Source organism: Ensifer sp. R1-3 (assembly GCF_056739175.1).
On record NZ_CP096516.1, the window covers coordinates 1303622 to 1327055 of the forward strand.

20 protein-coding genes and 1 pseudogene are annotated in these 23434 nt (G+C 62.9%); 6 read left to right on the forward strand and 15 right to left on the reverse strand.

Annotated elements, in window-relative coordinates; genetic code table 11:
- Nucleotides 1-366: 366 nt before the first annotated feature.
- Nucleotides 367-1110, forward strand: coding sequence for a BON domain-containing protein (locus M1D43_RS23280; protein ID WP_014527849.1), 744 nt, complete (start codon nt 367-369; stop codon nt 1108-1110).
- Nucleotides 1111-1488: 378 nt separating this feature from the next.
- Here the strand turns inward: M1D43_RS23280 and M1D43_RS23285 are convergent, their stop codons facing one another.
- Together M1D43_RS23285 and glgX are read right to left on the reverse strand one after the other, a co-directional pair.
- Nucleotides 1489-2631: a DNA topoisomerase IB gene (locus M1D43_RS23285; protein ID WP_122103566.1), complete on the reverse strand. Its 1143-nt coding sequence runs from the start codon at nt 2629-2631 to the stop codon at nt 1489-1491.
- Nucleotides 2624-4720: a glycogen debranching protein GlgX gene (gene glgX / locus M1D43_RS23290; RefSeq protein ID WP_498814276.1), complete on the reverse strand. Its 2097-nt coding sequence runs from the start codon at nt 4718-4720 to the stop codon at nt 2624-2626. The genes M1D43_RS23285 and glgX overlap by 8 nt, the downstream gene beginning before the upstream one ends.
- A gap of 142 nt (nt 4721-4862) precedes the next feature.
- On the opposite strand from glgX, the gene treZ reads away from it, so the two are divergent.
- Together treZ and M1D43_RS23300 are read left to right on the forward strand one after the other, a co-directional pair.
- Nucleotides 4863-6668, forward strand: coding sequence for a malto-oligosyltrehalose trehalohydrolase (treZ, locus tag M1D43_RS23295; RefSeq protein WP_014527846.1), 1806 nt, complete (start codon nt 4863-4865; stop codon nt 6666-6668).
- A gap of 86 nt (nt 6669-6754) precedes the next feature.
- The gene (locus tag M1D43_RS23300; RefSeq protein ID WP_014527845.1) at nt 6755-7396 is read left to right on the forward strand and encodes a UdgX family uracil-DNA binding protein; all 642 of its coding nucleotides are present in this window, start codon (nt 6755-6757) and stop codon (nt 7394-7396) included.
- 4 nt (nt 7397-7400) lie between these two features.
- Here M1D43_RS23300 and M1D43_RS23305 read toward each other — a convergent pair whose 3' ends face one another.
- Nucleotides 7401-8123 carry a glutathione S-transferase gene (locus M1D43_RS23305; RefSeq protein WP_014527844.1) on the reverse strand — a complete coding sequence of 241 codons (723 nt, stop codon included), beginning with the start codon at nt 8121-8123 and terminating at the stop codon, nt 7401-7403.
- Between the two features lie 140 nt (nt 8124-8263).
- Here M1D43_RS23305 and M1D43_RS23310 point away from each other — a divergent pair.
- Nucleotides 8264-8801: pseudogene (locus tag M1D43_RS23310) on the forward strand (cupin domain-containing protein).
- A gap of 16 nt (nt 8802-8817) precedes the next feature.
- Here the strand turns inward: M1D43_RS23310 and M1D43_RS23315 are convergent.
- On the reverse strand, nt 8818-9033 hold the full coding sequence (locus M1D43_RS23315) for a hypothetical protein (RefSeq protein ID WP_014527842.1): 216 nt from the start codon (nt 9031-9033) through the stop codon (nt 8818-8820).
- Nucleotides 9034-9174: 141 nt separating this feature from the next.
- On the opposite strand from M1D43_RS23315, the gene M1D43_RS23320 reads away from it, so the two are divergent.
- Nucleotides 9175-9510 carry a hypothetical protein gene (locus M1D43_RS23320; RefSeq protein ID WP_014527841.1) on the forward strand — a complete coding sequence of 112 codons (336 nt, stop codon included), beginning with the start codon at nt 9175-9177 and terminating at the stop codon, nt 9508-9510.
- A 378-nt stretch (nt 9511-9888) separates the two neighbouring features.
- Here M1D43_RS23320 and M1D43_RS23325 read toward each other — a convergent pair whose 3' ends face one another.
- The 9 genes from M1D43_RS23325 to M1D43_RS23365 all read right to left on the reverse strand — a co-directional run bounded on the left by M1D43_RS23325 (nt 9889) and on the right by M1D43_RS23365 (nt 19031).
- On the reverse strand, nt 9889-10158 hold the full coding sequence (locus tag M1D43_RS23325) for a hypothetical protein (protein WP_013850427.1): 270 nt from the start codon (nt 10156-10158) through the stop codon (nt 9889-9891).
- 123 nt (nt 10159-10281) lie between these two features.
- A complete protein-coding gene (locus M1D43_RS23330) occupies nt 10282-11559 on the reverse strand; it encodes a DUF763 domain-containing protein (protein ID WP_014527839.1) in 1278 nt (425 codons plus the stop codon).
- 301 nt (nt 11560-11860) lie between these two features.
- The gene (locus tag M1D43_RS23335; protein WP_003526251.1) at nt 11861-12298 is read right to left on the reverse strand and encodes a hypothetical protein; all 438 of its coding nucleotides are present in this window, start codon (nt 12296-12298) and stop codon (nt 11861-11863) included.
- Nucleotides 12299-12442: 144 nt separating this feature from the next.
- Nucleotides 12443-13318, reverse strand: coding sequence for a carbohydrate ABC transporter permease (locus tag M1D43_RS23340; RefSeq protein WP_014527838.1), 876 nt, complete (start codon nt 13316-13318; stop codon nt 12443-12445).
- Between the two features lie 11 nt (nt 13319-13329).
- The gene (locus tag M1D43_RS23345; RefSeq protein WP_014527837.1) at nt 13330-14223 is read right to left on the reverse strand and encodes a carbohydrate ABC transporter permease; all 894 of its coding nucleotides are present in this window, start codon (nt 14221-14223) and stop codon (nt 13330-13332) included.
- Nucleotides 14220-15332 carry an ABC transporter ATP-binding protein gene (locus M1D43_RS23350; protein WP_088196489.1) on the reverse strand — a complete coding sequence of 371 codons (1113 nt, stop codon included), beginning with the start codon at nt 15330-15332 and terminating at the stop codon, nt 14220-14222. The genes M1D43_RS23345 and M1D43_RS23350 overlap by 4 nt, the downstream gene beginning before the upstream one ends.
- 89 nt (nt 15333-15421) lie before the next feature.
- Nucleotides 15422-16684, reverse strand: coding sequence for an ABC transporter substrate-binding protein (locus tag M1D43_RS23355; protein WP_014527835.1), 1263 nt, complete (start codon nt 16682-16684; stop codon nt 15422-15424).
- 35 nt (nt 16685-16719) lie between these two features.
- Nucleotides 16720-17655: a carbohydrate kinase family protein gene (locus M1D43_RS23360; protein ID WP_014527834.1), complete on the reverse strand. Its 936-nt coding sequence runs from the start codon at nt 17653-17655 to the stop codon at nt 16720-16722.
- The gene (locus tag M1D43_RS23365) at nt 17646-19031 is read right to left on the reverse strand and encodes a 6-phospho-beta-glucosidase (protein WP_127603451.1); all 1386 of its coding nucleotides are present in this window, start codon (nt 19029-19031) and stop codon (nt 17646-17648) included. The genes M1D43_RS23360 and M1D43_RS23365 overlap by 10 nt, the downstream gene beginning before the upstream one ends.
- Before the next feature lie 212 nt (nt 19032-19243).
- On the opposite strand from M1D43_RS23365, the gene M1D43_RS23370 reads away from it, so the two are divergent.
- Nucleotides 19244-20017 (forward strand): GntR family transcriptional regulator, encoded by a 774-nt coding sequence (locus tag M1D43_RS23370; protein WP_010976109.1) that lies wholly within the window; start codon nt 19244-19246, stop codon nt 20015-20017.
- A 100-nt stretch (nt 20018-20117) separates the two neighbouring features.
- On the opposite strand, the gene M1D43_RS23375 is transcribed toward M1D43_RS23370, so the two are convergent.
- Both M1D43_RS23375 and M1D43_RS23380 read right to left on the reverse strand, forming a co-directional pair.
- Entirely contained in the window at nt 20118-21437 is a 1320-nt protein-coding gene (locus tag M1D43_RS23375) for an HlyD family type I secretion periplasmic adaptor subunit (RefSeq protein WP_014527832.1), read from the reverse strand.
- Nucleotides 21434-23182 carry a type I secretion system permease/ATPase gene (locus M1D43_RS23380; RefSeq protein WP_014527831.1) on the reverse strand — a complete coding sequence of 583 codons (1749 nt, stop codon included), beginning with the start codon at nt 23180-23182 and terminating at the stop codon, nt 21434-21436. The genes M1D43_RS23375 and M1D43_RS23380 overlap by 4 nt, the downstream gene beginning before the upstream one ends.
- Nucleotides 23183-23434 lie beyond the last annotated feature (252 nt).

Genomic DNA, 23434 nt, shown 5'->3' on the forward strand with positions numbered 1-23434 from the left:
TTCCGCCCCCGGCTAGATCCGCGCGGGACCTTCATATGTGCTTTGGCGGCTCCGGATTTTCGTCCGGATTAGGGACCGGAATTTCATCCGGAAGGCGGTCTGGATCAGGCTCTTCGATCGGCGGTTCCGGATACCATGGCGGCAAGTCCGGCGGCGGCGGCGGCTCGGGTACTGGCACCGGCTGACGCGGGTTCGGCATTTTCGTCTCCCTTGAGCATGCGGGGGCGACACCCCTCTTTCGGGACAATCCCGACCGTGCGTGATTGTTCCGCCGCCGGCGCAGGGAACGGGGCGAAGCGCGGAACCCTTTGGGTCGATCGCGGGTTTGACCCAACATCAGCAAGAGCAAAAGCCAGGAGAGAGCCCATGCCCAGACATCCGGACTATGGCAGATACGATCCCTACGGCCGTCGCGATTGGGCCCGCCGCGACTGGGAGAACGAGCGCCACCGCGACCCTTACAACTATGGATCCGAGCGCCGCGGTCGGGCGCGCAGCCGCTTCGATGAGGATGTCGAGCCGCGTGGCGCCGACTACGAGAGCTCGATGTCGTGGCCGACCGGGAGCTACCGCGGCGGCGAAAGCGAACGCGAACGCTGGAGCGACGACGACTACGATCGCAGGGACCGCGAGCGTTATTTCAGGGATTATCACGGGCCCGGTTATGGCTATCGCGGCGAGGGCCGTTACCGCGGTTATGGAGGTTACGGCGAAACACGCGATTATCGCCGCGACCGCGATTTTCTCGACCGCGCCAGCGACGAGGTCGCTTCCTGGTTCGGTGACGAAGATGCCGAGCGCAGACGGGAGATGGACCGGCACCGGGGCAAGGGTCCGAAAGGCTACAGGCGCACCGACGGCCGCATCCAGGAAGATGTCAGCGACCGCCTGAGCGACGACGGCGCTCTCGACGCCTCCAACATCGAAGTGAGCGTGACGAACGGCGAAGTACAGCTCAACGGGTCGGTGAGCTCGAAATGGGCGAAACGCCGCGCCGAGGACTGTGCCGAAAACGTATCCGGGGTCACGAATGTACAAAACAATCTGCGCATAGAGACGGCGGATACCGGCACTGTCCAGCAGAACCCGAACCTCACCGATCTTAGTTGAGGCGATTGCGTGCGTGCGAGCCGAGGAGCGCCGCGTAAGCTTGCGCGGCGTCTTTGCCTAGATCAGCGGAAGGCGCGCGGAAAACCGCACACACTTTTCCTCATCCCGCTCTTAGCTAAGGACTATCGAGATACCGCGGCGGCTTGTTTGATTTCCTCATCCCTGTGCTCGTCACAGGGATCCAGCCAGACCAAGTCCTTGGGCTGAAACAACGCTTCCCGCGCCGCAGACGCGGCGCTGCCCTCATCTCTGTGACAAGCACAGAGATGAGAGCGAGGAGAAATTGCGCCCGGCTACCTTGTCCGCACCGCCCTACGCGTCGACAAAAGCAATCATCTTGAAGCAGCCGTCAAAACTCGAGATGAATCTCAACAGGCCTTAGCTGGAAGCTCGCCGCTCTTCTGCGACCGATTTTGCCTGCCGCGCCCTGGAGCGCGCCGAGCGCTGAAGAAAGCTCAGCAAGCGCTGTTCCTCCACACGCAGTACGCTGTCCAAGCGCCCGCGCGCCTGAAGCTGCCGTGCCGAGATCGAGGCCGACTTGTCGGCGAGAGCGAGCACATCGGGATGAATGTAGCTGCTCCGGCTGATGGCGGGGGTGTTGTGAAGAACGGACGCAGCCGCTTCGCTCATCTGTTTGATCGTCGGCCACTCGCCCTGTTCGATCGAAGTCCGGGCGGCCGTGAAAGCCGCGAGAGTGCCGCCCCAGGTCCGGAATGTCTTTGCAGAAACCGCTGTTCCGGCCACATCTGAAAGGTACCGGTTGAGCCGCCCGGAATCGACCGGCCGCAGGACGTCGTTTTCATCCTTCCAAACGAAAAGCTGTCTGCCCGGCAGATCCGCGATCTCTTCGAGCAACTGCTGCAATTTGGGGCGGCGGAGCAGGCGCTGGACGCGCTTGCCGCCCTTGCCGATGAATTTCAGCTCTATGAAGCCATCGCCCAGCCTGAGATGCCGCTTCAGCAGCGTCGTGGCACCATAGCTCCCATTGGCCTGCACATAAGCCTGGTTGCCGGTGCGCAGATGGGCTTCGTCCAGCAGGGCCACCAGCGCAGCGAGCACGGTTTGCATGTTTTCCACGTCGCCCTGCATGTGGCGGCGTATGGTGCGGCGTATCTTGGGCAATGCCTTGCCGAATTCCACCAGTTGCGCGAATTTGTCGGCGCTCCTGAGAGCCTGCCACTCGCTGTGATAGCGGTACTGTTTTCGTCCGCGCGCATCGTAGCCCGTGGCCTGCAGATGCCCCCGTTCTTCGAGGCAGATCCAGACGTTGTCATAGGCAGGCGGCAGGCCCAGCGCCGCTATGCGGCTTTTGATCGACGGATCGGTAACGATCGAGCCGTCCGGCATTCGGTAGACAAACCCCTTGCCGCGCCTTTGCCGCCGGATGCCCGGTTCGCTGTCGCTGACATAGACGAGTCCGGTTTCCTCGGGCACGAGACCGGCCGCCGCCAAGTGCCGCGGACCATCCGCAATCACGCAAGGCGGACATTCGAGCACGTCGACCGACGTTGCTCTAGCCATTGCCTCCCTCCTGCGGCACGAAGGCGACGACGCTCTGCGCCGGGATAGTGTCGCGAACCGCGCTGGCGCGCATGCCGAACGGTTCGTCGGCTGCCGTGTCGAGCACGCGTAGCCAGCGCCTGCTTCCATTTCCGTGGGGAAGGGCTATCTCGCAATCACCGCCGGCATTGAGCACTAGGACGATCTCGCCGGCCGGCGGAGCTTCGCCCTGCCCGACGCGGCAGATATAGGCGCAGATCAGGCGGAGCTCAGCGTCGTGCCACGCGTCCTCGTCCATCGGGCTGCCATCCGCCTTGTACCAGGCGATTTCGACCCGTCCATTCTCGTCGGGCTCTCCGTCGAGGAATCGTTCCTGCCGCAGGACAGGATGGTCCTTGCGGAAGGCGAGGAGCTTGCGGCAGAAATCCACGAAGCCATCGTCCGCTCCGCTCCAATCGAGCCAGCCGATCTCGTTATCCTGACAATAGGCGTTGTTGTTGCCCTGCTGGCTGTTTCCCAGCTCGTCGCCGCCGAGCACCATCGGCACGCCCTGGCTGATCATCAGGGTGGCGAGCATGGCCGCCCGCCGTCGTTTGCGCGCCTCGATGATCTCCCCGTTGTCGGTTGGGCCTTCTGCGCCCATGTTGTCGGAATGATTGTCGGAGTGACCGTCCCGGTTCTCCTCTCCGTTCGCCTCGTTGTGCTTTTCGCCGTAGGAGACCGTGTCCATCAGGGTGAAGCCGTCATGGGCGCTCACCAGGTTGATCGACGAGGTCGCGGCACGGTCCGAATGCCTGAACTGCACCGGTGAGCCGAGAATGCGCTCGGCAAGCACCGGAACCATGCCGCCGTCTCCCTTCCAGAAGCGCCGGACATCGTCGCGGAACCGGTCGTTCCATTCGCGGAACGGCGGCGGGAAGCCGCCGAGCTGATAGCCGCCCTCGCCGACGTCCCAGGGTTCGGCGATCAGCTTCACACCTGCCAGAATCGGATCCTGCCGGATCGCGTCGAAGAAGCCGCCTTCGCGATCGAACTCCATGTATTCGCGGCCGAGCGTGCTTGCGAGATCGAAGCGGAAGCCGTCGATATGCATCACGCCCACCCAGTAGCGCAGGCTGTCGAGGACCATCCGCAGCACCAGGGGATGGGCAACGTTGAGCGTGTTGCCGGTGCCCGTCGTGTCGTAGGTGTGGCGCGGCTTGTCCGGCGACTGGCGATAGTAGCTGAAATTGTCGAGCCCGCGGAAGCTCAAGGTCGGGCCGCGTTCCGAGCCCTCGGCCGTATGGTTGTAGACGACATCCATCAGAACCTCGATGCCGACGGAATGAAACCGCTTCACCATCGTCTTGAATTCGGTAAAGCGGTCGCCCTTGAGATAGCGCTCGTGGGGAGCAAAGAACCCGAGCGTCTGATATCCCCAATAGTTTCTGAGGTTCCGCTCCACCAGGTAGCGGTCGTCGAGGAAATATTGCACCGGCATCAATTCGATCGCCGAAACGCCGAGCTTCGTCAGGTGCTCGATGATCGGATCGCTCGCCATGCCGAGAAACGTGCCACGCAGGTCGTCCGGCACGCAGGGATGCGTCATGGTCATGCCGCGGACATGCGACTCGTAGATGATCGTTTCGGTCCAGGGGCGGCGGATCGCTTCTTCGCCCGCCCAGTCGAAAGTCGGGTCCTGAACGACGCCCTTCACCATGAAGGGGGCGCTGTCGCGCTCGTCAAAAGAAAGATCGCCCTCAGGGCTGCCGATCGTATAACCGAAGAGGGCATCGTCCCAGATGAGCTCACCCGCGACCAGCTTCGCGTAGGGATCGAGCAGCAGCTTGTTCGGATTGAAGCGGTGACCATTGTGCGGGTCGTAAGGTCCGTGGGCGCGGTAGCCATAGAGGGTGCCGGGACCGATACCCTCGATGTAACCGGACCAGATATCGCCCTCGCGCTTCGGCAGCGGCATGCGCGCCGTTTCCTCGCGCCCATCCTCGGAAAACAGGCAGAGCTCGATCTTCTCCGCATGGGCCGAGAAGACCGCAAAATGCGTCCCCTGGCCGGTGTATTCTGCACCGAGTTCAGGTTTCATGAAATCGAGTTCGGAAAAAGTCAGGTTCATTCAATCGCGCCCTCTACCGCCTTGCCCGGCAGCTTTGATGCAACGCAACGGGCAGGCATTTGTTCCTCTCCACGAACGGGTGCCGGGGGAACTTTCCCCGCCCTCGGCCAGTTCCTCGCCTTTCATCTCGAGGGACATATCGATGCCGGCAAGTTCGACGCGTGCACATTTCAGAAACAGCTGGGGCGCGAATTTCATCGACGGCGACACATGCCGGTTTCGTTTGTGGGCTCCCGACGAGCGGGGCGTCGATCTGGTTCTCGGCGGGGCCGCGCATAAGATGCAGTCGCTCGCCGGCGGCTGGTTCGAAATCACGCTCGAGGCGAAGGCGGGAGAGCGCTATTGCTTCCGCCTTGCCGACGGCACCGAGGTGGCCGATCCCGCCTCCTCGGCACAGGAGCGGGAAGCGTCGGGTACGTCGATCGTCGTCGATCACGCCGCCTATGAATGGCAGGCTTCCTCCTGGCGCGGCAGGCCCTGGGAGGAGGCGGTCATTTCCGAGTTGCATGTCGGCTGCTTCACGCCGGAGGGCACCTTCCGAGCTGCAATCGAGCGCTTGCCGCATCTGGCAGGGGCCGGAATCACCGCGATCGAGATCATGCCCGTCCCGCAATTCCCCGGTGTGCGGGGCTGGGGCTACGACGGCGTGCTGCACTATGCTCCGCACAATGCCTACGGCAAGCCGGATGACCTGAAGGCGCTCGTGGATGCGGCCCATTCGCTCGGTCTCACGGTCCTGCTCGATGTCGTCTACAACCACTTCGGGCCGGAGGGGAATTACCTTTCCCGCTATGCAAGCCGCTTCTTCAACAAGGACCGCCCGACACCGTGGGGCGCGTCGATCGCCTTCGAGGAGGAAGCGGTCCGGCGCTATTTCATCGAGAACGCGCTCTACTGGCTCGGGGATTTCCGTTTCGACGGATTGCGTCTCGATGCGACCGAACAGATCCGCGATACGACCAAGCCGCATTTTCTCGTCGCGCTGGAGCACGAGGTCCGGGAAGCGTTCGCCGAGCGGCAAATCCACCTGGTGCTGGAAGACGCGCACCGCCGCAGAAGCCTTCTGCAGCGCGACGCGAGCGGCGCGCGCATGCTCTTCGATGCGGCATGGAACGACGATCTTCACAATGCCCTCCACGTCGTGGCGACCGGCGAAACCAAGGGCCATTACCGCCTCTTCGCGGACGAGCCTTGGGGCAAGATCCGCAGCGCGCTGGCCGAAGGCTTCGCCGTGCCGGCAAAGGAAGACAATTTCTCTCCTGAGGGGAGCCGAGCCCGCGTGCCGCCGCAAGGCCGCGTGAATTTCCTGCAGAACCACGACCAGATCGGCAACCGCGCCTTCGGCGAGCGTCTCGCTTCGCTCCTCCAGGAGGACAGCCTGCGCGTGTTGGCGGCCATGCACATGCTGACGCCGCAAATCCCTCTCCTGTTCATGGGTGAGGAATACGGCGAGACGCAGCCCTTCTATTTTTTCTCCGACTACCAGGGGGAAATCGCCGCTGCTATCCGGCTGGGACGCCGGGACGAAGCCGAAAATTTCGGCGGCCTCCCAGAGGGCAAGACGATGGATGATCTGCCCGATCCGCTCGACCCGGATGTCTTTGCCGGTTCGAAGCTACGTTGGGATCGCGCGACAAGCCCTGCTGGCGAGCGGCATCTTGCCTATATGCGCGACCTCGCCGGTATAAGGCAGCGGCACATCGTACCGCTGATCGCCGGCACCGCCGTACCGGATTGCGGTGCATACGAAACCAAGGACGGCATCATCGCCGTCGACTGGCGGTTCGGGGAGGCTTGCCTGGAATTGCGCGTCAATCTTTTGCAGGAGACACACGCCGTTCCCGCAATACGCGGTCAGCCGATCTTCACGAGCGAAACGTCCGGAGGCGAGACCGTCAACGGCAGCGCGTTGGCCGGCCCTGGTATTGTCGTCGCCATTGCACGGTGACACGACACCGGCAGACAGTGGAACATGCCTTGAGCCTCACGGTTAGACATCGCGGCGAGAATGACGGGGGAGAGTCTTGAGGAACGATGCCGAAACAGCCTGCGAAACTTGGCCCGGCCCTTGCCGGCGAACACGCCGAGGCAACGACGATTGCCTCTCTGCGGCGGCAGGCGGAGAGGTGCGAGCGCTGCGACCTCTACAAGGACGCCACGCAACTGGTCTTCGGCGAGGGCCCGGTCGATGCCCGTGTCGTGCTCGTCGGCGAACAGCCCGGCGACCGCGAGGACCTTGCCGGGCGCCCGTTCGTCGGACCCGCCGGGCGCATCCTGGACGAGTGCCTGCACGAAGCCGGCATCGACCGGTCGGAATGCTATCTCACCAATGCCGTCAAACACTTCAAATTCGAACAGCGCGGCAAGCGCCGGCTGCATTCGCGGCCGAATGCCGGTGAGATTCAGGCCTGCGCCTGGTGGCTCGGCGCCGAACTCGATGAGCTCCGCCCCGAAATCGTCGTCGCGCTCGGGGCAACGGCGCTGATGTCCCTGCTCGGGCGAAGCGTGGGTGTCACCAGAAACCGCGGCGAACTTCTGACGGCCCCCGGGGGCTTCTCCGTGCTCGTGACTATCCACCCCTCCTATCTTCTGAGAATTCGAGGGAGATCCGACCCCGAAGCGGAACGCGCCCGGTTTGTCGGCGATCTCGCCAAGGTGGCCGCTCGCATCGGTTGACCGGTCAGGACTGCCGGTCGAGTTCCGGATAGTGGCGGAAGACGCAGGATTCGTTGAAGGCAAGCCGCCGCTCCGAGGCCATGTAGCTCAGAATTCTCGGCCGTTCACGAACGGCATCGTGCAAGGCGACCAGTCCGGGAATGTTTGTCTCATAGGCATCCATCGCCTTGGGAAAGGCATAGCGAAGTCCTTCGACCACCTGGAAAAGCGAAAGATCGACGTAGCTCAGCCGGTCCCCGACCATATGTTCCGGGCCGCTGGGATTCTGTGTGAGCACGCGTTCGAAATAGCCGAGAAACTTCGGCAGGCGCTCGGAGAGGAAATCGGCCGACCGCCTCAGCGCTTCAGGCTTCTGGTCCTCATAATAGAGCGACACGGCGATCGGATGGTGCGTGTCGTGAATCTCCGCGATGAAATCGGTGATCGTCAACTGCAGGCCATTGGTGAAGGTTCGAAGCCCCTCGTCCTCGGCAACAAGGCCGAGCCTCGGCCCGAGATAAAAAAGTATGTTGGCGACGTGGCTTATGACGAGGTCGCCATCGACGAGGAACGGGGGAGCGAAGGGAGCGGCGGCTCCACCGGGCATCTTCATCAGCTTCAGCATCTCATTCGTTCCGCCCGGCTGGCGGGCAATGTCGACGTAATCCGCGCCGGCCTCCTCCAGCGCAAGGCGCACGAATTCACCGCGGCCGGGAATGCCGTCCCAGTAATAGAGCTTGTATGGCATGAAAGGTCCCCTTCTTTGCCAGAATCAATCTTGGTTCGCGGCCGAAGTCTTTTCTGAGCACGATTGAAGGAAACATACAGCCGCGGAATTCGTTCCGGTTCGGCAGGGAAACAGAACATCCTGCGCCGAGGAGAATACCAATGAAAATCGAAGAGCTCATGTTCGCGGAAAGCGGCGGCGTACCGAACAACCCGCGCCTGCCGGTGCTGGTCTATCGTCAAGCGATCGACGTTACGGAAAATGGAGCCACACGGATAGAGGAACGCTTCCGGGCCAATGGTTGGCGGCCTGTGGCGCGACGGCGTCTTTGCCCATCACCATTACCATTGCGGTGCGCACGAGGTTCTCGGGATCGCGGAAGGCCGGGCACGGCTTATGATCGGAGGGCCGGACGGTCAGGAGATCGAGGTCGCAGCCGGCGACGTCATCCTCCTCCCCGCGGGTACGGGCCATCGCCGGAACGAGGCAAGCGTGGATTTCCTGGTCGTCGGCGGCTATCCGCCGGGTCAGGACGCCGGGATTCAGAGCGGCGCTGCGACCACGGATGACCTTAAGGCGATCGTCTCGGTCCCGCTGCCGAGCCTTGACCCCGTTCTCGGCGCAGAGGGACCTGCGGTCACGGTCTGGCAGTCCGCCATGCATGCGGAGCGCGGTCTCGGCGAAGGACAGGGCCTCTGATCGCTCGCCGCAATCGTCAGCGCAGCCAGACGGGGAGATCGGCGGCCGTGCGGCAGCCCGCTGCCCGCTCTTTCAGTCCCAGCTTCTCCCATGCGAATTTCTGGGCCGCGACCTGTGCCATTTCCTTGGTCTCGTAGATGTCCGGCAGCACATATGCCTTACGGCCACACGACAGGAGTGCCCTGTGGCTCAGCAGATCGTAGTGAAGTTCGAGGTAGTCTTCGGAATGCATGGAACCCTCCCAGGTGGCGAGAGGAAAACGGCGGCCGTCGCGGGAAGTTCCATGAAGCCCGCCGATTGCTGCGACGGGTAAGGGCCGCCGGCGGAACATAGACGTCGCTTCAGAGTTGATGACGCTTACGGGAGGTCAGTCATGAGCACGAACAAGCATGGAGAACCGCGCCCGGGGGCTGATGCGCGCCCGCTCGATCCCCCAAGCGTCGACGAGCCGATCGACGCATGGGAGCGAGATCGGAAGAGCGCGCCAGGGGTCGGAAACCAACTCGACGAACTGCGCGAGCGAATCGCCCGGCTTCAAGCCGAAATCGACGCCATCGCAACCGAGACCCACACGGCCGTGGGCACCGTGCCCGGAGCCGACAGGCTCGAAACAGCGAGAGACGTGGTTGCCGAAAAGCGCGACGCGATCAAGCGCCTGACGGCGCGTCTCGAAGAGATCGAGCGGACGCTTGGCGGCAGCGCCGCCTAGATCACGATGTTTTTAGGTCAGGTCGACCTAAAAACATGAACGTGATCGATTCCAATAGGTTAGAGCGGGATGCGGGCGGAAAACCGCACACACTTTTCCTCATCCCGCTCTAGTTTGCTCGATCTAAAACACGGTCATCCACACGCCGCGCCAGAAAAGCGAATTCGGGTCATCGAGGCGTTCGCAATCGTCCGTCGCAGGCCTCCTGATCTTTGCAGATGCCGGCTTGGGGGCGTTTGCGGGAGGGACAGGGCGCCCTTCGCGCTCCGTCGCGGGCTCCGGTTTTTTGATCGTAAGCATCGCGAGATCCTTTCCGCCGTAAAGGCGTTTCCGGCCTCAAGTGCTCTTCCGCTTCCTTCTCCCAGTTCCTTCTTCGGTTCAGTGCCGGTGAATGAATTTACAGAAGCGGCTGGGTTGCCCGTCGTCAGTCATGTCCTGATGGAGGAAAGCCAGGTTCTCCTCATCGAAGATCTTGAAGAACTCGTCCCAGGAAATTTTCTCCAGCGTGTCTTCCGGTTTGCCGAAATCAACGCGAAGGAGACCACCACCGTCTTCGGTCGCGCCCTTCACGCGCGCCGGCTGTCCTTTGCGGGCTTCTATCCAATTGCGGATTGTGTCGTGGTCGATCGTAGTCATCGCAGCGGTCATCGGAAACTCCATGAACTGGCATGCCGGCGGCGCCTCGAAGCGCCATCTTCAGCGGCAGGGAACGCGGTGTGCCCTCATCGCGCCCTAGCTGTGTAAATCGATCGCGCTGCTTATTGTTCCGCCTCAGCGCCGCGTGCGGTTGCTTGGCTCCGCCGCGGTTGCCTCGTCGTCGTGCGGTTCCAAGCCGAATATGCTGCGCCCGCCGAAACGCGCGGAGTCCCTGAATTCGCCCGCGACGATCTCCTTGAGGTCGGGGCCCGTGACGTAGCGCTCCAGCCGGCGCGACTGCTCGTCGAGCCGCTTCAGCGCCGCAAGCTCTTCCTCGCGCCCGAGGCGGCCCTTGCTGACCGCTGATTTCATGATCCTGATCGTCTCGTCATAGACTTTCAACGGCACCGGGAACGGATGGCGGTCCTTGCCGCCATGGGCGAGCGAAAAGCGGGCGGGGTCCGAGAACCTGCACGGCGTCCCGTGGACCACCTCCGCGACCATCGCCAGCGCCTTGACCGTCCGCGCGCCGACGCCTGGCACCAGCAGCAGGTCCTTGAAATCCTCCGGACCACGGTCGGCGGCGGCGGCGAAGTTGCCGTGAAGGCGCCGGAGATTGACGTCGCTTTCGCGCACGTCGTGATGGGCGGGCATGAAGAGATGCGGCAGCATCGGCTGTGCCGGCGCGGCCACAGGAGCCCCACGGGACTCGATCCGGGCGACCTCGCGCAGGAGCCCGTCGGGCCCGAGGGACTGGAGGAGATCGAGCTGCGCAGTCCGCGAGGCGGCGGCGCGGCGGTCGGCAAGATTGACGATCTCGCCCTGTTCTCTGCCTTCGATCGCGCTATGCGGCGCGTCGACGAAGCTTGTCAGGCCCTCCGAGAGCCAGTGATAGCGCCTCGCCTGCCGGCGGTCGCCGTTCATGCCCTGCTGGACGACCACCCACCTGGCATCGTCCGTGACGATGAAACCGTGCAGGTAGAGATCGAAGCCGTCCTGAACGGCGGCACTATCGACCTTGGCGACGAGGCGGCTCGCTTCTGCCAATGCGCCGCCATCGAAACCTACGCGATCGCCAATCGATATGAGTTCGCCCGGCGTCTTGCGGGAGTGCTGGCCGCGGCCGCCGCAGACATGAATGCCCAGCTCGCCGGCAAGCGGGGTCAGACCGCGTTTCAATGCACCGATGACGCTCGTGGTGATACCGGAGGAATGCCAGTCCATGCCCATGACGGCACCGAAGGACTGGAACCAGAACGGATGCGCAAGCCGCCTTAAAAACTCGTCGCGTCCGTAGTGATGAACGACCGCTTCGGTGACCAGCGCGCCGAGGCGCGTCATACGGTCGCCGAGCCATCGCGGTACGCGGCCGCCATGCAGCGGGAGATCCGCGTTGCCTGCTCTTTGAGCCATAGTGTTTCCGTTCGTCATCCCGGCCGACACGGCGCGTCGCCATCCGGCGCCGCGTCGATCCACTTAACATAGTGGAATTTGGAGCACGAAGCGAAAATCGCAGACATGAGGGCGCGTTGCACGCGACGAAAGCCTTGAGATCGAGTTGCGATCCTAAGACGACGACGCCGCGCATCGACGGCAATCCGCCAGCCGGAGGCGATGGGAGCACCACAGTGCGAGCGCGATGAGCCTTCGCACTGCAGCCCGCCTCCTCCGGCGGCCGCCTTCGATCACGACCCTCCGATATGCCGTCGCCTGCCTAGCCGACGAACATCTGGCGCAACCGAGCAAACAGGCCTGGCTGTTTCTCTACAAGCATTGCGCGGATGTGGCGGGCGGCCGTCGATGCGCTGACCGTCGCGCCGAAATGGCAATAGCAGATGACCTTATGTAATTGCTCGTCGCTCAGCTCGAAGAACCGCCTGGCTTCACCGTAGCTGTCGTTCTCCATCCCGGCGGTCCGGAGGACCGGATCCTCGAAGGCGACGGAGATCGGCGAACCGTCACCGCGCATGGCCGCGCGGACTCTCGCTGGCTGATACTCTGTCTCGTGCAGCGTCGAAAGGCGTCTGTGAGGATCCCGTTCCAGGAGCTCCGCCCAACGCTCAAGGCGCTCCTTGCGCGATAACGTCCGTCGCGGCAGGTCCTGCTTGACCTCGGCGACGCCCTGTAACTGCTCGATTGCTTGGTGCTTCATTGCGACCTCCTACTCTAACGATAGTTGGCCCCCCAATTTCCACCTCGTAGGCCTGATCAGCGTGACTCCAACCGGTCGGGAAGTCCAATCACGAAAATAGATCATGCCAAATTTGGCGCATGACGTTGCCCGCGGCGGCGGTCGTCACCCCTTGACGGCGCCGGACGTCAACCCCGCGACGATCTTGCGCTGGAAGATCAGGACGAGAACGAGCAGCGGCAGCGTCACCGTGACGGACGCGGCCATGATCTGGCCAAACGGATATTCATAGCGGCTGCTGCCTGTCAGAAGGCCGATCGCTACCGGAACCGTCCGGTTCTCGTCGGTCAGGATGAAGGTGAGCGCAAAGAGGAATTCGTTCCATGCAAGGATGAACGACAGCAGACCGGTGCTGGCAATCGCAGGCCCCATCAGCGGCAGCAGCACGTGGGTGAGGATGCGCAGGCGCGAACAGCCGTCGATGAGCGCCGCCTCCTCCAATTCGTTCGGCAGGTCACGGATGAAGCTCGTCAGGATCCATGTCGTGAAGGGCAAAGTGAGAATGAGATAGGAGACGATCAGCGCCGACGGCCGATTGTAGAGCCCGAGCCATCCGATCACCTCGAACATTCCCGAAAGCACCACCACTTGCGGAAAGACCGAGATCATGAGAACGGCGATCAGAACGATGCGGCCCGGCGGGAAATGCAGGCGGCCGAGCGCGTAAGCCGCAAGAATGCCGATGACGAGGGAGACCGCCGTACTGACAAGCGCGACCACGCCGGAATTGACGAGCGCGCCCATGAATACCGCATTGTCGAACAATTGCCTGTAGTTGCTGAAATCGAGCGCCGGCAGCAGAGTGAACTGGTAAAGCGCCTGCCCCGTCTTGGTCGAGGAGACGATCGCCCAATAATAGGGAAACAGCATGTAGACGAGGACGGCCGCCACGCCGGCATAGAGTCCGGCCGTCTTTACGCGGCGCAAGGTCCGGTAAGTCGCGTTCGAATAGCGCCTCGTGGTGACTGCGCTCACCGTCATCGATAGCCCCCTCAGCCTGTCGCCCGATCGAGGCGCAAAAGCCCGACGATGACGATAGCGATCAGTCCGATGATCATGAACACCCAGGTGGAAGCAGCGGCTCCAAGGCCGAGGTCCTGAAAGCTGATGATCTGGTCGCGCGCATAGATCGACATCGTCATCGTGTTTTCGTTGTTGGCCGCAAGCACGTAGCTCAGATCGAACATGCGGAGCGCGTCGAGCGTGCGGAAGAGTATCGCGACACCGATCGCCGGCGTCGCGAGCGGCAAGGTTATGGACCAGAAGCGTTTCCACTGCGGCACGCCGGAAACGTCGGCTGCCTCGTAGATTTCCTCGGGGATCAGTTGCAGGCCGGCGAGAATGAGGAGCACCATGAACGGCGTCGTCACCCAGACATCGATGAAGATCACCGTCCCGAGGATCAGCGAAGGATCGGCTGTCCATGCGACGCCCTTTTCGACGAGTCCCAACGCGACCAGGAGCTTGTTGATCAGGCCGAACTGATCGTTGAGCATCCATTCCCAGATCCGGGCCGAGACGACCATCGGCATCGCCCAGGGAATGAGGATCGCCGCCCGCACGATGCCGCGGCCGAGAAAAGCGCGGTGCAGGAGCAAGGCGATCGCAAGTCCGAGAAGCGTCTCCAACGCGACGGATACGAGCGTAAAGACGAGCGTGTTCCTGACCGCGCCCCAGAACACCGGATCTTCGGCGACTTCCACGAAGTTCTCGATACCCACGAATCCGTAGTCCGAAGGGGCGTCGAGATAAGCGTCGGTGAAGGAGAAGAAAATGCTGCGGGCAAGCGGCCATATCGCCACGGCCACCAGCGTCAGCAGCAACGGGAGCAGGAATATCCATGCGGTGCGGCGTTGCTGCCGCTCCATCCGGCGGGCGGCGTTCACGACGAGGCTCCGAGGACCAATGGAACGCTCGCGCCGTGATCGATGCGCCGGCCACCCTCTCCGAAGAGGTAGAGACTTTCCGGTTGCCAGCTCAGGCCGACGGGTTCCCCGGGGGCTATTTGCGGCGGACTTCCCGTCGAACGAACCGTCCAGACCAGCGTCTCGGTGAGCCGCACATAGCAGACATATTCATAGCCGAGGTCCTCCATGCGCTCGAAGGTTCCGCGGATCGCACCTTTCGTTTCGGCACCGACAAGCTTCAAAGCCTCCGGCCGCAAGCCGATTTCCGCAGGCCTTCCTTCGGCCGGGACGTACTCTGCGGCGTAGGCGAAGCCGCCGGCTCCCCTCAGAACCGCGGCGGCGGGGCCGGTCGCTTCGAGCGGGGCGAAATTCATTCTAGGGCTGCCGAGGAAGCCGGCAACGAAGCGATTTTCCGGCCGGTCGTAAAGCTCGCGCGGCCGCCCCACCTGCTCGATCTGCCCGTGGTTGAGAATGACGATCCGGTCGGCGAGCGTCATCGCTTCCGTCTGGTCGTGGGTGACATAGATCATCGTCGTCTTGACGTCGGCGTGCAGCTTGGCGATCTCGAAGCGCATTTCCATGCGCAGGTCCGCGTCGAGATTGGAAAGCGGCTCGTCGAAGAGGAAGACTTCCGGTTGGCCGACCAGCGCACGGCCGATCGCCACGCGTTGCCGCTGACCGCCGGAAAGCTGGCGCGGCCGACGCTCGAGCAGGTGACCTATCTTCAGCATGTCCGCGACCCTGGCGACACGGCGACGGATTTCATCCTTGCCGAGCCGCGCCGTTTCCAACGCAAAGCCGATGTTTCGCGCCACATTCATATGCGGGTAGAGCGCGTATGACTGGAAGACGAAGGCAAGTCCACGTTTGGACGCCGGCACGTCCGTCACCTGGTCGCCGCCGATAAACACGTCGCCACCGGAAACCGGCACGAGGCCGGCGATCAGTCGCAGAAGCGTCGACTTTCCGCAACCGGATGGGCCGACGAAGACGACGAACTCCCCGTCCTCGATCTCGAGATCGATGGAGCGGATCACGTCATAGGTGCCGAAGGTCTTGCTGACATTCTTCAGGGAGACCGAAGCCATTCCATTCCCTTCCAGGCCTTTCGCGGCAGCGCGTCCAACGCAGCCGGTTCGATGAGGCGCCCCCGGCCCGGCCGAGGGCGCAGCTCTCGTCATTTCGCCTTCACGTCTCGCTCGAGGCGGCGCTCGAGGTCGGCGAGCTCCTTGGCGACATCGTCCTTGCCGGAGATGATGTCGTGAACGGCCCGGTAGAAGGTGCGGGAAACACGGTTATAGTTCTTGCCTGTCGCAGCCGACGGACGTGCGACCGATTCCTCGAAGGCGGTCTTCGCCATGCCGAGGAACGGGATCTTCGCCAGCACATCGGCGTCCTCGTAGAGCGCCTCGACGGTCGGATTGTAGCCGCCTTCGATCGCACGCATCTTCTGGTCTTCCGCGCCGACCATATAGCGCAGCAGCTCCGCTGCAAGCTCCGGCTTCTTGGAATATTTTGAGACGCCGAGATAGGCCGTGCCGAGCGCGCCGCTCGACTTCTGCCCTTCCGCGCCGACGGGAAGCGCGCTCACTCCGACCTTACCAACGAGCTTGCCACCCTCCGCCTGCGACGTTCCCCAGACATAGGGCCAGTTGCGGTGGAATACGGCATTACCGCTCTCGAAGAGGGCGCGTGAGTTTTCCTCGTCATAGTTCAAGACCCCCTCGGGCGAGATCGTACCGATCCAGCCGCGGGCACGGGTGAGCGCCGCCTCCGTCTGCGGATTGTTGATCGTCACCTCACCGTCGCCGGAAAGAATGGTGCCGCCGCCAGCGGAAGCGATCCACTCCAGAGCATCGCAGGTCAGGCCTTCATAGCTCCTGCCCTGCCAGGAATAGCCCCAGATGTCCGGGCTGCCGGCCTTGCGCTCCGCGTCCTGGATCTCCTTGGCTGTCGCCGTCAGCTCGTCCCAGGTCTTCGGCGGCTGCTTGCCGTATTTCTCCAGAAGGTCCTTGCGATAGAACATGAGGCCCGTATCGATGTAGAAGGGCATCGACAGGAGCTTGCCGTCGAGGCGCGCCGCATCCGCGGCAGAGGCGAAATGCGCCGTCACCTCGTTCTCGGGTACGAGAGAGGTCAGATCGAGGAGATGATCCTTGAACATGCCGAGCCAGATGACGTCGATATAGAGGACGTCCATGTCGGACGACTGGGCCGCGAACAATTGCTGATAGATCGGAATGGCGTCGTCGAGGTTCTGCGGCATCCGGTTGAGCTTCACCTCGTGCCCGGTGTCTTTCGTCCATTTCTGGACGGCCTTCTCGCACAGTTCGTAGTCGGTCGCCGAACAGAACATCGACACGGTGTCCGCCTTTGCCGGAAAGGCCGATGCGACGGCAAAAACGGTCATGCCTGCGAGTGTTTTCAACATATGCTTCATGTTCGTTCCCTCATTTGTTCTCTTGTGAACGCAAGCTATATCGCGGCCTCCCGCCGCCGATATTTCGTCAGATCCACTTTGAAAGGCAGGTTGCGGCCGCCATATCCCGTCACCGCCAGCGAGCCGCAGATCACGCCGAGCTCGATCGCGCCGCCGATGTCGGGCTCGGTCAGAAGCCCGTGAACGAAGCCGGCGTTGAAACAGTCGCCTGCGCCCGTGGTATCGAAGACCTCGACGGCAAGCGCCGGCACACGGGTCGTCCGGCCCTTGGAGAAAGCAATTGCTCCATCCGCTCCGCACTTAACCACGACGGTCGGGCAGAAGCGGGCGATCGACGATAGCGCACGCTCCACTTCCTCCTCGCCCGTCAGCGCCTTCGCTTCCGATGCGTTCGGCAGAAAGACGTCGATCAGTCCCAGCATCTCCTCCATTCCGGGCGTCGAGAGACGATAGTCGACATGCTGGCAGTCGGAACATACGGTGATCCCGAGTTCGCGCGCGGCCTCGATCAGCCGCCGTCTTTCAGCGTCGAGCGAGAACCCCTGCAGAAGCAGTATGCGCGGCCTGATCCGCGCCAGATCCTCCGGCGTCGGCAAGGGATCCGGCTCTTCGGCATAGCTGATGAAGCCGCGGTCATGCACGAAAGAAAAGGCTGCACTCACGCGGCGCAGCGGCCTGTCGAGATGGATGAAGAGGCGATCGTCGATATTCTCGCGGCGGGCTTCCTCGAGGATCATGCGACTGAAGATATCGTTGCCGAACTGGCACCACCAGCCGGCACTCGTTCCAAGCCGCGCGAATGCCAGCGCCGTCGAATAGGCCGCACCCGGCACCCACTCGAATTCCTCCGCCCAGAGATCGGCGCTGATCTTCGGCACCTCCGGGAGGCCACGGAAGATCAGGTCGAAGTAGTATTCTCCGACCACCATCACGTCATGGCGCGAACCGGGGCCGGGGCCGTTCACGACCATTCCCCTGCGAATTCCGCGTGTGCCGCCAGATATTCATCGACCAGTGGCACGGCGCGCGAATAGGAAAGCACAAGAGGGTGAGCCATGAGCGCCTGGACCGCAAGATCGCGGCTGCGTTCCCTGATGGCCCGCACGGCCAGCCGTTCGTAGCGCTTCACATTGTGGACGATCTGCGACTGCGCTTCCGGCATCGCACCAATCTTCAGCGGCCGGATACCTTCCCCATCGACCACGCAGCTCACCTCGACGACATCGTCGTCCCGCAAGCCTTCGATGGCGCCTTCGTTGCGGACGTTGAGACCGGTGTAGCAGGGTTTGCCGGTCTCAAGCGCATCGACCAGATTGAGCGCGACGCCGGCATAGCCCTCGCCCTCCTCTCCCGTCTGCGCGGCGGCAAGGCCTTCGACCAGCCGGTCGGCCTCTTCCATGCTGGGGGCGTCCGTCAGCGCATAATGCATATAGGTGGCGTTGCGACGCCGCTCGTAGGCGTAATAGGCGGCGAGCGCCGCCTCCGCGTCGGCATTCAAATCCATCACGCTAAGCCGGGTGATCAGCGCTGCGTTCAGGTCCTTGACCTCCTCGCCGCGCGTGCGCGCATCGGCCTTGAGCGCTTCGACCGCCTTCTCCGCATAATAGTAATAGTAGAGATATTCGTTGATCCAGTTGCGCTGGCTTCTGATGAGGCTCGCATCGAACATGCGCTGCGAGGTGGAGCGAAGAAAGCCGTCGTCATCGAGCAGAGGCTGAAGGACTTCCTTGCCGTCAATCGTCGCGCGCCTTGTAAAGGACAGATGATTGAGCCCATAGACCTCGCAGCGCACGTCGTTTTGCTGCACCTTGTGCCAGTGCGCCAGCGCCTCCTGCGCACCGTTCGCCCCATCACAGATGCCGACGGTGCGATGATAGCCTTCGTTCTGCAGGGCCTGAGTCACGAGTCCCGCCGGATTGGTGAAGTTGAACAGCCACGCATCGGGACTGACCTTCTTCAGGATCTCGGCATATTTCAGGATGACCGGAATGCTGCGAAGCGCCATCGCAAAGCCGCCCGGACCGGTGGTTTCCTGACCAAGCACCCCATGAGCAAGCGCAATGCGCTCGTCCTTGATACGCCCATCCTCGTTGCCGGGGCGAACCGTCGTGACGACATAGCGCGCGCCGTCGAGCGCGCGTTCGGCGTCCGCCGCCATGGTGATCCGGACCGGGGACTGCATGCGCCGCGCCAGTTCCTGGCTTATACAGCCGAAAAGCTCGAGTTTGCGCTCGTTGATGTCCTGCAGGCAGATCTCGGTCAGGCCGCTTCTCTCCGCGCGCCTGAGCGCCGAACCGACAAAAAGGGGTGTGCGGACTCCGCCGCCGCCGATCAAGGTCAGTTTCATTCTTTACTCCGCCGTTCCGATCGTGGTATCGCTACTGGATATAACCAGTTATGTCAATTCGAGACCGAGCCGTTTTCCCGGTTTCCACTGCCGATCGCCGGCGTAGCCAGCGGCGCCTGCCGGCGATCCGAAAGCGGCTTGGCCCTTGTCTTCGGTCGGGCAGGGTGCAATGCAAACGAACATCCGGAAACCGGCGGCTGAAACAAGAGAGCATGGCACGACAAGCAAACCTACCGGACGAAAGCCCGATCGATCGCAACCATCCGGATGCGCTTTACGCACAGCTGCGAAACCTTCTGAGAGGCATGATCGAGCGGCGCGAGCTGGCAGTGAACGATAAGCTCCCTTCCGAGCGGGAACTGGTGGCCGCCTACGGCGTCAGCCGCATCACCGTGCGCCAGGCGATCAAGGAACTCGAAAATCTCGGCTACCTGCAGACGCGGCCCGGAAAGGGCATCTACGTGACCGCGCCCGCCCCGTTTTACGAACTGGAAGTCGTTCGCAGCTTTACCCAGACGGCCCATGCAAACAATCGCAAGCCCGGCATGCGGCTCCTCAAGGCGGAGATTGTCCGGGCCGATACGGAGGTCGCAAGACCGCTTTCGCTGCCGACCGGCGCCGAAGTGGTCTTTTTGGAGAGGCTGCGCCTTCTCGACGATCTACCGGTGGTCGTGCAGCGGGATTGGTTCTCCGCCTCGCTCGCGCCCGGCATTCTCGACATCGACTGGACGGTCGAGAACAGGTCGCTTTACGGCGAATTCGAGAACCGCTACGGCATCGTACCCACGCGCGGACAATCGACCTTGAGCGCGAGGCTAGCATCCGACCTCGAGGCGTCCCTGCTCCAACTCGAGCGGCCGGCGGCCGTCCTGACGCTCGATCAGATCGCCTATGACAATCACAACCGTACCGTGAATATCAGCGCGGCAGCCTATCATCCGACCCGCTATCCGCTTTCGCTGAGGCAGTCGCACCGGCGCTTCTAGAGCACTTCAGAAACGTGTGTAGCGGTTTTTCCTCCGGAAGTGCGTAGTTCAAAGCGTTAGGGAGTTCCGGGAAACGTCTAATACCGCCCTCCCGCCAGCCTCAGTCTTCCCGGAAGGCATGCCGCATCTGGTCGGTAAGGGGTTTGGTCAGATAGGAGATTACCGTCCGGTCAGCGATCTTGATGAACACCTCGGCCGGCATGCCGGGATAGAGCGAAAGGCCCTTCAGCTTGGCGAGGCTCTCCGCTTTCGGCCGGATGCGCAGCGGGTAGTAGCTGGCGCCGGTGCGCTCGTCGGTGACGAGATCAGGAGCCACGGTCACGACTTCGGCTTCGACCTCCGGCGTGGTGCGCTGGTTGAAGGCGCTGAAGCGGATTTCGACCGACTGGCCGACACGGATCTGGTCGATGTCATGGGTCGCTACCTTCGCCTCGACCGTCAGGTCCTCGGCCTCGGGCACGACAAGCATCAGCGTTTCGCCCGGATTGATGACGCCGTTGACCGTATGGATCGCCAGTTGGTAAATGCGCCCGGAAAGCGGTGCGGTAATGTCGAGGCGGCGCAGCTGGTCGGTCGCGGCGGTGCGACGCTCCTCATATTCGGCGATCTTCGCCTCGACGTCCGTCAGTTCCTTCGATATCTCGCTGCGCCGGTCCTCGTCCAGCTGCAGGATCTGCAGGTCGATCTCGCTCGACTTGCCGCGGGCCTGAGCCCGGGCGGCGATGTGCCTGCCGCGTCCACCCTCCAGTTCCGCCCGCTGGCGTTTCAGCGTCGTGACCCGCTGCATCGGCACCAGCCCCTGGCCAAACAGCGAATCGACCCCGGTCAGTTCCTCCGCAATCAGCTTGAGCGCCTCCTCGATCGCGTTCAACTGTACCGTGAGCCCCTCGACCTCATCGGCGAGCTGCGCCTTTCTCGAATCGAGCTGTCCCTTCATGCCCGAGAGCGCCGACCGGCGGCTCGCAAAGAGCCGCTGTTCGCCCTCTATGAGCTTCGCCGCCGCCGTGCCGGGGATGAACTCGGCAAGATCCTCTTCGATCTCGAAGGATGCGGCGCCGATCCGCTCGGCCTGCAGCCGGGCGCGTCGGGCGTAGAACTGCGCCAGCGTGCTTTCGATGATCGCCAGATTGGCGCGCACAGTCGTACCGTCCAGGCGGATCAGCACCTGGCCCGCCTCGACGCGATCGCCCTCCTTGACCAGGAGTTCGCCGACGATGCCGCCGGTCAGATGCTGGACTTTCTTGACGTTGTCGTCGACGATCACGACACCGCCGGCAACGATGGCGCTCGACAGCTCCGTCGTTGCGGCCCAGCCGCCGACGCCGGCAACGAGAGCAAGCGCAAGGACCGAGACGCCGATCAAATGGCGGGAGAGCGACCGGCGTGCAGTCGGCTTATGCTGCTGGAGCCATCCTTTCATTGCTTCGCCTCCTGCCCCTCTGCAACGACTTTCAGGGCATTCTGTCGCTCCACCTGTTGCGGGCGAAGCACCTGGCCGAGAACTTGCTCCTTCGGCCCGAAGGCCTGCATGCGGCCCTCGTTCATCATCAGCACGAGATCGACGCTTGCAAGCGCACTGGGCCGATGGGCGACGACGATGACGATGCCGCCGCGGCTGCGCACGCTCATGATCGCTTCGCTGAGCGCCTGCTCGCCCTCCGCATCGAGATTGGAATTCGGCTCGTCGAGAACGACGAGGAAGGGGTCGCCGTAAAGGGCCCGCGCCAGAGCCACCCGTTGACGCTGGCCGGCCGACAGCGTCATGCCGCCATCGCCGATTTCGGTGTCATAGCCGTTCGGCAGGCGCAGGATCAGATCGTTGACACGCGCCGCCTTGGCGGCGGCGACGATCGCCTCCGATGTCGCATCTTCGGCAAAGCGGCAGATGTTCTGCGCGATCGTGCCGGCGAACAGTTCCACGTCCTGCGGCAGGTATCCGACATGTTTGCCGAGCGCGTCGCTGTCCCACTGATCGAGCGCCGCGCCGTCGAGCCGAACGGAACCGCGATAGGCGGGCCAGATGCCGAGGATGGCGCGCGCCAAAGACGATTTTCCCGAGGCACTCGGGCCGATCACGCCGACGGCGCCGCCTGCACGAACGGTGAAGTTCACATCAGACACGACGAGGCGCTGCGCCGCTGGCGGACCGCTTGCCAGCCCCTCGACCGTAAGGCGTTCGTGCGGGTCCGGAAGCTGGAGCGGCGCATCGGCTTCCGGCAGGGCTTTGAGCAATTCCTTGAGACGCTGCCAGCTCTGACGCGCGGCGACAAGACCGCGCCAGTTGCCGATCGCAAGTTCCACGGGTGCAAGAGCCCGGGCCGTCAGGATCGAGCCGGCGATGATGATGCCGGGCGAAGCCTCGCCCCGGATCACCAGAACGGCGCCGGCCGCCAAAACGCCGGATTGCAGCGCCATGCGGAAGACCTTCGATAACGCGCCGTAGCCGTTGCCGATGTCGGACGTACGCCGGTTCTCGTCGCGGAACTCCGTATTGCGGCGCTCCCACAGCGCGGTGAGCCGCGCGGACATGCCCATGGCATGCACTACTTCGGCATTGCGCTGGGAGGCCTGAGCGAAGACGTTGCGCAGCCCTCCGGCTTCGGACGCTTTCTTGGCAGGCGCCTGCGTGCCGCGGTTGGTGAGATAGGTGAGCAACGTCAGGATCAACCCGCCGATGATCGCGATCAATCCGATGACCGGGTGAAAGAGAAAACAAATCGCGATGTAGAAAGGTAGCCAGGGCAGGTCGAAGAGCGCCGCCGGACCGACACCCGACAAGAACGACCGGACCTGATCGAAGTCGCGCAGCGCCTGGAGGCCGTCTCCTTGCATTCTGAGCTTCAACGGGGCCTTCACGATGGCACGGTAAATGCGTCCGTTCAGGCTCTCATCGAGGGCGCCGGCGATGCGCACCAGCATCCGCCCGCGGATGAGCTCGAAGGCTCCCTGAAAGGCATAAAGCAACAGCGCGAGAAGAGAAAGCGCAATCAACGACGGAATGCTGCGGCTCGGCAGGATCCGATCGTAGACTTCGAGCATGAAGAACGAACCGGTGAGATAGAGAAGATTGACGAGCGCGCTGGCGACGCCGACGCCGATAAAGGCCGCCCGGCAATCGCGAAGCGCGGCGGCTGGATCGGCATTCCTGCCCTTGGATGTAGCCATGAACTCAGGCACCGGCTGATGTCTCGCTATAGGGTTTCAGGTGCATGTGGCCCCTTCTCTCTTGCTCCGCCGTCGAACACCGGAGACCGGTCATCCGCATCGACGCTTTTTGTCTCGCTGTCTGGATCGTGTCGGCTCATACGTCAAAAGCTCGCAAGGAAGAGTTGTTCCCCGAAATACAATGATGTACGCCAAACTTGCTTAATTGACTACCGGGCACTGCGAATCCCGCGCTTTGCCGCCGGCAGTCGG